Source organism: Tardiphaga sp. (assembly GCF_028290785.1).
Taxonomy (GTDB): domain Bacteria; phylum Pseudomonadota; class Alphaproteobacteria; order Rhizobiales; family Xanthobacteraceae; genus Tardiphaga.
The window spans coordinates 1-10,891 of sequence record NZ_JAQGJD010000300.1 but is presented as its reverse complement, the minus strand read 5'-3'; the positions used below and the strand labels follow the sequence as shown (position 1 = coordinate 10,891).

12 protein-coding genes and 1 pseudogene are annotated in these 10,891 nt (G+C 65.0%); 6 read left to right on the top strand and 7 right to left on the bottom strand.

Features of this window, described 5'->3' with window-relative positions; genetic code table 11:
* Nucleotides 1-386, top strand: a 386-nt coding sequence (locus JWR89_RS18265) for a chlorite dismutase family protein (RefSeq protein ID WP_299718682.1), incomplete at its 5' end; no start/stop codon positions are given.
* A 209-nt stretch (nt 387-595) separates the two neighbouring features.
* Nucleotides 596-1,798 (top strand): MFS transporter, encoded by a 1,203-nt coding sequence (locus tag JWR89_RS18260; RefSeq protein WP_299718680.1) that lies wholly within the window; start codon nt 596-598, stop codon nt 1,796-1,798.
* Between the two features lie 175 nt (nt 1,799-1,973).
* On the opposite strand, the gene JWR89_RS18255 is transcribed toward JWR89_RS18260, so the two are convergent.
* Genes JWR89_RS18255 through JWR89_RS18245 form a run of 3 tightly spaced genes read right to left on the bottom strand, consistent with a single transcriptional unit; the run spans nt 1,974 to nt 4,098 of the window.
* A complete protein-coding gene (locus JWR89_RS18255) occupies nt 1,974-2,375 on the bottom strand; it encodes a gamma-glutamylcyclotransferase family protein (protein WP_299718677.1) in 402 nt (133 codons plus the stop codon).
* Nucleotides 2,376-2,381: 6 nt separating this feature from the next.
* Nucleotides 2,382-3,200, bottom strand: coding sequence for a transglutaminase family protein (locus tag JWR89_RS18250; RefSeq protein WP_299718674.1), 819 nt, complete (start codon nt 3,198-3,200; stop codon nt 2,382-2,384).
* Between the two features lies 1 nt (nt 3,201).
* On the bottom strand, nt 3,202-4,098 hold the full coding sequence (locus JWR89_RS18245; RefSeq protein WP_299718672.1) for a transglutaminase family protein: 897 nt from the start codon (nt 4,096-4,098) through the stop codon (nt 3,202-3,204).
* An 88-nt stretch (nt 4,099-4,186) separates the two neighbouring features.
* Here JWR89_RS18245 and JWR89_RS18240 point away from each other — a divergent pair, with 88 nt between their 5' ends.
* Nucleotides 4,187-5,002: an N-formylglutamate amidohydrolase gene (locus JWR89_RS18240; protein WP_299718670.1), complete on the top strand. Its 816-nt coding sequence runs from the start codon at nt 4,187-4,189 to the stop codon at nt 5,000-5,002.
* A gap of 246 nt (nt 5,003-5,248) precedes the next feature.
* Here JWR89_RS18240 and JWR89_RS18235 read toward each other — a convergent pair whose 3' ends face one another.
* Together JWR89_RS18235 and JWR89_RS18230 are read right to left on the bottom strand one after the other, a co-directional pair.
* On the bottom strand, nt 5,249-6,223 hold the full coding sequence (locus JWR89_RS18235; RefSeq protein WP_299718668.1) for a DUF3592 domain-containing protein: 975 nt from the start codon (nt 6,221-6,223) through the stop codon (nt 5,249-5,251).
* Between the two features lie 80 nt (nt 6,224-6,303).
* Nucleotides 6,304-6,918, bottom strand: coding sequence for a LysE family translocator (locus JWR89_RS18230; protein WP_299718666.1), 615 nt, complete (start codon nt 6,916-6,918; stop codon nt 6,304-6,306).
* A 106-nt stretch (nt 6,919-7,024) separates the two neighbouring features.
* On the opposite strand from JWR89_RS18230, the gene JWR89_RS18225 reads away from it, so the two are divergent.
* Both JWR89_RS18225 and JWR89_RS18220 read left to right on the top strand, forming a co-directional pair.
* Nucleotides 7,025-7,339 carry a metalloregulator ArsR/SmtB family transcription factor gene (locus JWR89_RS18225; protein WP_299718663.1) on the top strand — a complete coding sequence of 105 codons (315 nt, stop codon included), beginning with the start codon at nt 7,025-7,027 and terminating at the stop codon, nt 7,337-7,339.
* Nucleotides 7,332-7,784, top strand: coding sequence for an SRPBCC family protein (locus JWR89_RS18220; RefSeq protein WP_299718661.1), 453 nt, complete (start codon nt 7,332-7,334; stop codon nt 7,782-7,784). Before JWR89_RS18225 ends, JWR89_RS18220 begins: the two co-directional genes overlap by 8 nt.
* An 85-nt stretch (nt 7,785-7,869) precedes the next feature.
* Here JWR89_RS18220 and JWR89_RS18215 read toward each other — a convergent pair whose 3' ends face one another.
* The gene (locus tag JWR89_RS18215; protein ID WP_299718660.1) at nt 7,870-9,480 is read right to left on the bottom strand and encodes an acyl-CoA synthetase; all 1,611 of its coding nucleotides are present in this window, start codon (nt 9,478-9,480) and stop codon (nt 7,870-7,872) included.
* Between the two features lie 203 nt (nt 9,481-9,683).
* On the opposite strand from JWR89_RS18215, the gene JWR89_RS18210 reads away from it, so the two are divergent.
* Nucleotides 9,684-10,529 (top strand): DUF1499 domain-containing protein, encoded by an 846-nt coding sequence (locus tag JWR89_RS18210; RefSeq protein WP_299718658.1) that lies wholly within the window; start codon nt 9,684-9,686, stop codon nt 10,527-10,529.
* A 132-nt stretch (nt 10,530-10,661) separates the two neighbouring features.
* On the opposite strand, the pseudogene JWR89_RS18205 reads toward JWR89_RS18210, so the two are convergent.
* Nucleotides 10,662-10,891, bottom strand: a pseudogene (locus JWR89_RS18205) (MBL fold metallo-hydrolase); the annotation flags it as partial.

Here is a 10,891-nt window from a genome sequence, read left to right as displayed (position 1 = left end):
GCCATGTGCGCTATGTCGAGCGCAGCGAGAAGACCGCGCTGGTCGCCGTGCAGGCCGGGCTCGGCCGGCCCGAGGCGACCATGGCGGCGCTGATCCCGATCAGGAAATCCGCGGCGTGGTGGGATCTGACGCAGGAGGAACGTCGCCACATCTTCGAGGACAAGTCGCGCCATATCGCCGACAGCCTGAAATATCTGCCAGCCATCGCGCGGCAGCTTTATCACTCCCGCGACCTCGGCGAGCCGTTCGACTTCCTCACCTGGTTCGAATTCGCCCCGGAGCATGCACAAGCCTTCGAGGAGCTGGTGGCGACACTGCGTAGCACCGAGGAATGGAGTTATGTGGAGCGCGAGGTGGATGTGCGGCTGGAGCGGCAGAGGGTTTGAAGGCAACGGTCAGGCGTAGGGTGGGTTAGGCGCCCTTGCGCCGTAACCCACCATCTTCACGGCCTCAACCGATGAGCGGTGGGTTACGCGCTTCGCGCTAACCCACCCTACGAAGCTCCGCATCGCATGGCACGTATCCCCTAGCCTGCCCTTTCGCTGGCAACGCGAATATTCCATATGTTGGAAAAATCCTGCCTTCGAAAGTCTCCATGTCTGCATCTCCTGAAACGTCCGCCCGGGACGACGGTCCCGGCGGCTGGCTGATCTTTGCGTTTGCCGTGGCCTGCGGCGTCACCGTCGCCAATGTCTATTATGCGCAGCCGCTGGTCGGCTCGATCAGCGAGTCCTTCGGCATCGGCGTCGATGCCGGCAGCTTCATCGTCACCATGATCCAGCTCGGCTATGTCGCGGGGCTCTTGTTCCTGGCGCCGCTCGGCGATCTCGTCGAGAACAAGAGGCTGATCCTGATCACGCTGTCGGCGCTGATCGCCTGCCTGCTGATCTCCACGCTGGCACCCAATGCCGGCATCTTTCTCGCCTCCTCGCTGGTGCTGGGCATTTCCGCGGTCGGCACCCAGATGATCATCCCGATGGCCGCGCATCTGACGCCGGTGCATCGGCGCGGCCAGGTGGTCGGCACCGTGGTGTCCGGCGCGCTGTTCGGCATTCTGCTGTCGCGGCCGCTGGCGACGCTGATCGCAGGCGCGTTCGGCTGGCGCGCGGTGTACTGGAGCTCGGCGCTGGCGATGTGCGCAGTGCTGGCCTTGATGGCCTGCGTCTTGCCGCGGCGAAAACCCGAGCACGCGCTGACCTATCCCAAGCTGATCCACTCGCTGTGGGACCTGCTGATGTCAACGCCGGCGCTGCAGCGGCGCGCCGCGATGCAGGCGCTGTTCTTCGGCGCCTTCAGCCTGTTCTGGACGTCGTCGCCGCTGCTGCTGGAGGCGTCGCCGTTCTCGCTCGGCCATCTCGCGATGTCGGCGTTCCTGCTGTCCGGCGTGGCCGGCGCGCTGATCGCGCCGCTGGCGGGCCGCCTCGCCGACCGCGGCCACAGCCGCGCCGTCACCGGCGTCTCCATTGCCGCGATGGGGCTGAGCTTCGTGCTGACCTGGATTGGCGGCAACACGGCTTCGGTGGCGGCGTTCGTGCTGGCGGGCATCGTGCTCGACGCCGGCTCGCAGGCGCATCTGGTGGTCGGGCAGCGCGCCATCTTCGCGCTGGCGCCGGAGATCCGCAGCCGGCTCAACGCGCTGTATATGGGACTGTTCTTCTTCGGCGGCGCGATCGGCTCCGCGGTGTCCGGCAGCGCCGTGTCGCACGGCGGCGCGACGGCGGTGAGTTTGATCGGGCTGGGATTCACGGCGCTGGCGGTGGTGTTGTTTGCGGCCGAGTTGGCGGGGAAGCGGAAATAAACGCCAAACTCGATGTCATCCCGGGCCAGCGAGCAAAGCGAGCGCCGACCCGGGACCCATAGCCTCCGTCCCATCGTCTCCAAGCTGTGGCGCCCACGTGGTTCTAACTTCAGACTCGGAGCGTATGGGTCCCGGCTCTGCGTTCGCTGACGCTCACTTGGCCGGGACGACAGAGTTACTTCTCCAGAAACCTCCCCGACACGATCCGCTTCGATTCATCCACCGGACGATTGTAGATGTACGTCCACGCTTCCACCACCGTGCTATCGCCGAGCGTCACCGGCACCCGCTCGCGCAGATACAGCGTCGGCGCCTCATACCCCGGGCCGACACTTTCGTAGTCATCCAGCGCGGCCATCAGTGCATCGACGTCGCGCAGCCGATACAATTCGCCGAACACCACGTCATCAGCATCGTCCGAGTGCAGCAGCCCCGGATAATGCGCGACCAAATACAGCCTGCCGCGGCAGCTGGCCTCGCCGAGAAAGTCGGCACCTGCCGACAACAGCCTCGACATCGGATGGTCGAAGCCGCGCATCAAGGTGCCGTAGACGAAGACGCGATCCAGCACGCCCATCGAACGCTACGCCGCCTCGTGCGTGATCTCGTCCGAGATGACGAAGAATTTCACCAGGTCCATGCGGCCGAAGCTGGTGGTCAGCGCCACGTCGGCGGCGTCGCGGCCGGTGCCCATCAGGATGCGGCCGATGCGCGGCTTGTTGTGGCGGGCGTCGCAGGTGTACCAGCGGCCCGACAGGTAGACCTCGAACCAGCCGGAGAAATCCATCACCGAACCGTCATAGGGAATGCCGATGTCGCCCATGTAGCCGGTACAGTAGCGCGCCGGAATCCCCATGCAGCGGCAGAACGTCAGCGCCAGATGCGCGTAGTCGCGGCAGACGCCGTTGCCCTGCTCATAGACGTCGTGCGCCGACTTCATGGCATGGGCGTGCTGGTAGCCGAACTTCACGTGGTTATGCACGAAGGCGATGATGGTCTGGACGCGGCCCCAGCCCGGCTCGGTATGGCCGAACAGCGACCACGCCACGTCGGTCAGCTTGTCGGTCTCGCAATAGCGGCTGGCCATCAAATAGAGCAGGCATTCGTCGGGCAACTGATCGATCGGCAGTTGCTGCGCCGAGGGCACCACCAGGTCGGGCTGGCCGGAATCGCGCACCAGCGTATTGCCGTGGAAGGTGATGCCGCCGGCCGGCGCCACCAGCCGGCCACAGACATTGCCGAACGAGTCGCGATAGTAGGTGATCGGCACGTTGGGATCGGTGGTGATGGATTCGGTGCCGACGATATCGCCATAGCGCGACGGGTGAATGCTGAGCATCGTCACCATCGGCGTCGGGGTAACGGCGTAATAGGTGATCTCGAAGCCGACCTTGATGAGCATGTTAGCTTTCCACCTTTGCTTCTTCGCCGGCCGAGACCACGTTGATGCTGACATCCATGCCGAGGAAGGCGTCAGCCGAACCCAAATAAGTCCCGTGCAGCGGGATCGCCTGGCGCGGATCGCGCGCCACCGCGACGCGGATCAGATCGCGGCTGCCGATGATGCCATTGGTCGGATCGAACTCGATCCAGCCGGCAGCCGGCAGATAGACCTGCACCCAGGCATGGGTCGAGCCGCCGCCGACATAGCCGCGCTGGCGGTCGCCATGGATAAACAGGTAGCCCGAGACGAAGCGCGCGGCGATGCCAAGCCGACGGCAGGCCTCGATCATGAACAGTGCGAAATCGCGGCAGGTGCCGGATCGCGTCTGCAAGGTATCGAGCGGATGCTGGGTGCCGTGTTCGTAGCGCTTGCGGTAGTTGAACTGCTGGCGGATGCCGTGGGTCATGCCGCTGAGGATATTGAAGGTCGGCGTCGGGCCTTCGGGATCGAGAAAGCCGCGCGCCCAATAGGCCAGTTCGCCATCGGGGTCGCCATATTGCGGGCGGATGAATTCCTGCAGGTCGGGCAATTCGTCGGAATTATACATGAACGGATAGAAGTAGGCCTTGTCGTCCGGCGTCAGCGCGAACTCTTCGGACGGCATGTGCTCGATGGTGGCCGTCGAGGTGAATGTCAGGTTGCGGGCGCGCTCGTCGAAGGTGGCGATGGCCACCGAGTTGCCGAACACGTCGTGGATCCAGCGCAGCGACATCGGCTCCGGGGTGATCTCCAGCCTGCCGGTAAGCATCCGGAGATCGTGGCCATCGCGCGGACGCAGCATGATACGGTGTTCGCCGAACGCAACCGGCTGCGCGTAGCGATATACGGTCTTGTGGTTGATGGTCAGCAAAGGCATCGTCAAATCATTCATTGGGTGACTTCATAGAGCAAAATCTATACCGGTCGCTGCGGATTGACAGGCCGGTCTGCTGCCTCGTTAGGCAATGGAGGGGGAAAACGCCTTGAATAGCGTAGGCGACACATTACTACGTCTCGGAACCCGCGATGTTCCGCCGGTATTGGAACAAAACACCGGGGGCCGTTCGCCGTTCCTGCTGACCTGCGACCATTACGGCAGGCTGATCCCCGATATGCTCGGCGACCTCGGCCTGCCGGACAGCGACCGCCGCCGGCATATCGGCTGGGATATCGGCATCGCCGGCGTGGCCGAACAGATGTCCGCGGCGCTGGATGCGCATCTGGTGGCGCAGCGCTATTCGCGGCTGGTGATCGACTGCAATCGCCCGCCGGAGGCGGCAAGCTCGATCCCCGTGATCACCGAAGCCACCACGGTGCCCGGCAATGAGGGGCTCGATCGCGCCGCTGCGCAGCGCCGCCGCGAACTGATCTTCGATCCGTATCACCGCCGCATCGACGACGTGATCGACGCGCGCTTGCGCGAGGGCCAGCCCACCGTGCTGGTGTCGCTGCACAGTTTTACGCCGGTTTACGCGGGCATCGCCCGGCCGTGGCACATCGGCACGCTGTATCAGCGCGACAAGGTGCTGCCTCCGTTGGTGCTCGAAGGGTTGCGCGCCGAGCCGGATCTGGTGGTCGGCGACAACGAGCCCTACGCGGTCTCCGACGACACCGACTACACCATCCCGGTTCACGGCGAAAAGCGCGGGCTGATGAACACCGGCATCGAAATCCGGCAGGATCTGATTTCGGATCCCGCCGGCGAGACGCAATGGGCCGAGCGGCTGACGCGGGTGTTTCGCGAGATCGAAGCGAGGCTGAAACAGCGCGGGCTGATCTAGGCGCGGCCCTCACCGCGGGCGCACTTCCCTTCTCCCCCGCGCGAAGCGAAGCTTCGCTAGGTGGGAGAAGGTGGCGCCGACGAAGTCGGCGACGGATGAGGGGTAATATCGGGCTCGGAGTTCGTGGCCCCCCTCACCCGTCTCGAACCGCTACGCGGTTCGATCCACCCTCTCCCTCCCAGCGAAGCTTTGCTTCGCGTGGGGGAGAGGGAAGGAAGCGAAGCGCGCAGCATTCGGGGAACGACGTCAGCCGTGCGTGGCCACGTAAGCCGATGCGACGGCAAAACCCAGCGCGACCGCCCACAGAAACCAGGCCGCGCCGCCACCCGGGCTGAGCGTGGAATCGGACGGATTGTCCGGATTGACGAACACCTTCACCGCCGCGCCATTCTGGTAGTCCATCCCGAACATCCGCATCTGCCAGCGCGGCGGCGACGGGTTGCTGGTGCTGATGCTGCCGGCATTGCCGCTGTAGGCGATGTGGTTGAAACGATAGCTGTAGGCCACCTTGCGCTCGTGCATCATCGGCCCCGCGCGGCCGGTGTCGCTGTCGGCGCCGCGATAGGTTTCCACGCCGGACAGCTTGATGACGCCGGGCACCACCGGCCAGCGCCGCGCCAGCGACGCCTGGCGGTGCAGCGCCAGCCCGAACAGCGCGATGAAGAATCCGAACGCACCGAGCGCGACCACCAGCGGCGACAGCTTCGGGTCGGCCAGATGCGCAGCAACGAAGTCGGAGATGCGTTTGCCGCCGATGGCGCCGCCGAACACCACCACCAGCACGATCACGGTGCCAATGCCGAGACAGCCGGCGGTGCCTTTCGGCATCTCGCGCTCCAGCACCGCATCGCGCGGCTGCCGCGGATTGTAGAACACCGTCACGGCGGTGCCCACCGGATAGCGCGCGATGGTTTCCGCCACATCGACATTGCCGCGATTCTCGCCGATCTCGACGCGGTTGTTGCGCAGCTTCTGTCCGCTCACGGTGTATTCGTAGACGATATCAGCAAAATTGCGCTGCTCGACGCCCTGGCGATCGTCGCGGGTATCATCGATCACCTTGACGTCGCGCACTTCCGATCTGGAGACCACCACCGTGCCCGGCGTCGATGGCCAGTCGCGGGCGGCACGGACCTGAAGATATTTGTAGCCCGCGGCAACCAGGATCAGGCCGAACGGCGCCAGCGCCATCGCATAGACGAACCACGGGATGTCGGGCAAAGGCGCTCCTCATGTCGGCCGACGCCGATCGACGCCTGATCGATTGGACGCCGCGACCGCGAGGTCGGTTCAATCCGCGCTCAGCGCGCCCGGGTCAGCGCCAGCCAGACGCCGCCGCCGATCATGAAGCCGCCGGAGATACGCGACAGCAGTCGGGTCCGCCGGGCCGAGAAGAATTGTCGCGCCCGGCCGGCGGCGATCGCGTAGATCGCATCGGTGACGCCCGCGATTGCCATGAAGGTCGCGCCGAGCACCACCACCTGGGTGATGTGGTTCTTCTCCATGTCGACGAATTGCGGAATGAAGGCGCCGAAGAACACCAGCACCTTCGGATTGCTGAGCAGTACCACGAAGCCCTGCAGGAAGAAGCCGCCGCGCGGCGGTGGCGGCGCCTCGGTGTCGATGCCCTCGACCGGCGCGCGGATCAGCTTGATGCCGAGCCATACCAGATAGGCGGCGCCGGCGAAGCGCACCCAGTCGAACCAGTAGCCCATGGTGGCCATCATGGTCGCCAGACCGAACGCCACGATGCCGATGACGATCGCCAGCCCAGCCTGCGTGCCGGCAACGGTGGTCAGCGCGGCGCGGGTGCCGTAGCGCAGCCCGCTGGCGATCACCAAAGTGACGTTCGGCCCCGGCAGCAGGGCCAGCGCGATGCAGGCCACGACGAAGGCGAAATAGGTCTGAAGCGACACCGGGCGCTCTCCCTTCGAGAGGAATTTGAACTGCACTTATGCACGGCCCCGCGGGCGTGAAAAGCGCGCTTGACATGCAACCATTTGGTTGCCTATTATCCGATCCATGGATGAGGTCTTCAAGGCGCTGGCGGATGCTTCAAGGCGGTCATTGCTGGACAGGCTTCATGCCAGGAACGGACAGACGCTGAACGAACTGTGCGACGGCCTGGCGATGTCGCGGCAGGCCGTGACCAAGCACCTGGCGATCCTGGAGGCCGCCAATCTCGTCGCCACGCATAAGCACGGCCGCGAGAAGCTGCACTACCTCAACCCGGTGCCGATCCATGAGATCGGCGAGCGATGGATCAGAAAATTCGAGCACGGCAAGCTCGCCGCGCTCAGCACATTGAAACGTCAACTGGAGAAGCGTGATGAGTAAGCCCGAATTCGTCTACACCACCTTCATCAAGACCACCCCGGAGAAGCTCTGGCATGCGCTGACCGACCGCGCATTCACCGAAAGCTACTGGTTCGGCTGCAGTCTGACGTCGGACTGGAAGGTCGGCTCCCCCATGCAGATGACGCGCGACGGCAGGGTCATGAACGAGTGCGTCATTCTCGAATCCGATCCACCGCGCCGGCTGTGCTATAGCTGGCTGACGGTCTTCGACGAGGTCATGAAGAAGGAACAGCCATCGCGGGTGACGTTCGTGCTCGAACCCAGCCAGGGCGCTGTCAAGCTTACGGTGACGCATGAGGACTTCGCCGAAGGCAGCGCGACGCTGCCCAGCATTTCCACCGGCTGGCCGCTGGTTCTGTCCAGTCTCAAGAGCATCCTCGAGACCGGCGAGCCGCTGGCGTTCGAGAAGACCGTTGCTGCGTAGCACCGGCGCTTGGGACGGCCCCGGCTCAGCGGCGCAGCACTGCGTGCTGCTCCGCGTCCAGGGCACGAGAGTTGACGCACTCGTCCTACCCTAGCGCGCGCAATTCGCGGCGCAACACCTTGCCCGTGGGCGTCATCGGCAGCGTCTCTGCGAACTGCACATGCCTTGGATATTCGTGGGCGGCAAGTTGCACTTTGACGAAATCCTGGATCTCGCGCGCCAGCACATCGCTTGGCATGAAGCCCGGGCGCAGCACGATCCAGGCCTTGATCGCCTCGGTGCGGATCGGGTCGGGAATCCCGACCACCGCGGCATTGGCCACCGCGGGATGTTTCAGCAGCGTGTGCTCGATCTCGGACGGGCCGATGCGATAGCCGGCCGAGGTGATGACGTCATCCTCGCGGCTGACATACCAGAAGTAGCCGTCGTCATCCTCGATGCCGAGGTCGCCCGTCAGCAGAAACGCGCCGGCGAATTTCTTGGCGGTGCCTTCCGGATTCTGCCAGTAGCCGAGCATGGTGCAGGGATTGGGCTGCCGGATGCCCACGATGCCGCGCTCGCCCCTTGGCACTTCCTCGCCAGCTTCATTGACGATGCGCACGTCAAAACCCGGCGTCGGCCGGCCCATCGAGCCCGGCCGGATCGGAAACAGGTTGGCATTGTTGCCGACCACGAGATTGCACTCGGTCTGGCCATAAATCTCGTGCGCATCGATGCCGAAGGTCGCGCGCACCCAGCCGAGCAGTTCGGCGCCCAGCGACTCGCCACCGGTCAGCATGCTGCGCAGCCTGACCCCGGGATGACTCACATCCGCCTGCCGCATCAGTTTCAGCGCGGTCGGCGGCAGGAACACGTTGCGCACCCCATGATCGGCCATCAACTGCATCGCGGCCTGCGGCTCGAATTTTTTCGCGCGATGCCCGACGATGGGCACGCCGTGATACCACGCCGGAAACAACGCATCGAACAGCCCGCCGATCCAGGCCCAGTCCGCCGGGGTCCAGTAGACATCGCCGGGTTTTGGGAAGAAGCCGTGCACCATCTCCACATTCGGCAGATGGCCGAGCAGCACGCGATGCGCATGCAGCGCGCCTTTGGGATTCCCTGTGGTTCCGGAGGTGTAAATGATGATGGCAGGATCGTCGCAGGACGTATCGACAGTGGTGAAATCTTCCGATGCCGCGTCGATCGACGCCCAGAACGATTGCGTGCCGGCCGGCGGCGCGGCGCCGATCACATAGACCTGCGCGAGATCCGGCAGCCGGTCGCGGATTTTGGCGAGCTTCTCCCAGCCTGACACGTCGGTCACCACCGCACGCGCGCCGGAATTCGCCAGCCTGAATTCCAGCGCGTCCTCGCCGAACAGGGTGAACAGCGGCACCGAGACCAGCCCCGAGCGAAACGCGGCGAGATGCACGATCGGCAGTTCCACCGACTGCGACAGGAACACCGCGACGCGGTCGCCGCGCGCGAGGCCACCCGTCGCGAGCACATTGGCGAAGCGGCGCGAGAACGACTGCATCTGGTCGAACGAGAACCGCGTCGTGGCGCCGTCTTCGTCCACATAAACAAGCGCGAGGCGTCCGGAGCCGTCGGCATGGTGATCGCAGGTCGCCGAGGCGATATTGAAACGCTCCGGCACCTGCCAGCGGAAATCGCGGCACAACGCGTCGTAATCGGTGGTTTCGGTCAGCATGGGCATTTCCTGCGGCGCTGTTCTTAATTGGATTTTTTCGAGAGGTCACGGCCGCTGCCTATTGTAGCGTCCGATTCGACGCGATGGGAACGTTCCCCGGACGCGTGCGGATTGAAGTCCCTTGAATTTCGCGCCGCGGCATGGTCTCAAGCAGGCATTGCAGCCCGGCGCCGGCGCGCGTCTTCCCATTCGGCAGTATCCCCATGGCCCGCAGGTTTTCCGCAGCCTACCAGTCGGAGCCGGTGTCCAGCCTGGCGGCGTGGGCGCGGCGGCTGGCGGTGTTCGCGGCGATCGCCGCGGTGGCCTCCATCGCCATCGTGCGGTTCGGCTTCCTCGAGGTGAAGCCGGCGCTGATGACGTTCTTCGGCGCGCTTGGCTTTGCCGGCCTGTCGATCCTGGTGGCGCTCGCCGGCTTCGTGGCGATCTGGCGCAACGGCACGCGCGGCATGAGCCGCATCCTGCTGGCGCTGGCTCTCGACGTGGTGATCCTCGCCTACCCCGCTTACCTCGCTCTGCAGTACCGCAAGCTGCCGGCGATCCACGACATCACCACCGATCCGATCGACCCGCCGCGCTTCGAGGCGCTGGCGCGGCTGCGCACCGGCGACGGCGCCAACAGCGCGGTCTATGCCGGGCTGTATTCCGCCGAGCTGCAGCGCGCCGCCTGGCCGGACATCGAGCCGGTCGATCTCGATGTCAACGTGCAGCGCGCCTATGAGGTGGCGCTGGCGGTGGTGACCAAGCGCAAGTGGCTGATCATCGACGAGCGCGCGCCGCAGCCGCCGCGCCGCATCGGCCGCATCGAGGCAGTGGCGCGCACCCCGATCATGGGTTTTCGCGAGGACGTCTCCATCCGCGTGACGCCGGACGGCGAGGGCTCGCGCGTCGATATCCGATCCTCGTCGCGCTATTTCGAAGGCGACCTCGGCAGCAACGCGGCACGGGTGGCGAGACTGATCGAGGATATCAACACCGCGGCGGAAAATACGCCGGCGGCGAAGAAGCCGGCAGCGCCGGCGAAGGCAGCGCCGAAAGCTGTGAAGAAGTAAGGCCACGAGTCTCTCCCCGTCATTGCGAGGAGCCCTTGCGACGAAGCAATCCAGTCCTTTTCACGCGTGCGGCTTTCTGGATTGCCGCGTCGCTTCGCTCCTCGCAATGACGGGGGAGAAGCCGGAGTGCCCTCAGCAATTCGCCATCCGGTAGCTGCCACCGATCACCGGATCGCCCGACGTCGCGACGATGCCGCGCGCCACCAGATCTTCCAGATGCGCCAGCACCGAATAACCGGCCGCACCCGTGAGCCGCGGGTCGATGCCGATATAGATCGCGCGCACCAAAGTCGGGATATCCGCTTCGCCCTTGGCGAGGCGGTGCAGGATCGAGGCTTCGCGAGCCTTGCGATGACGGATCA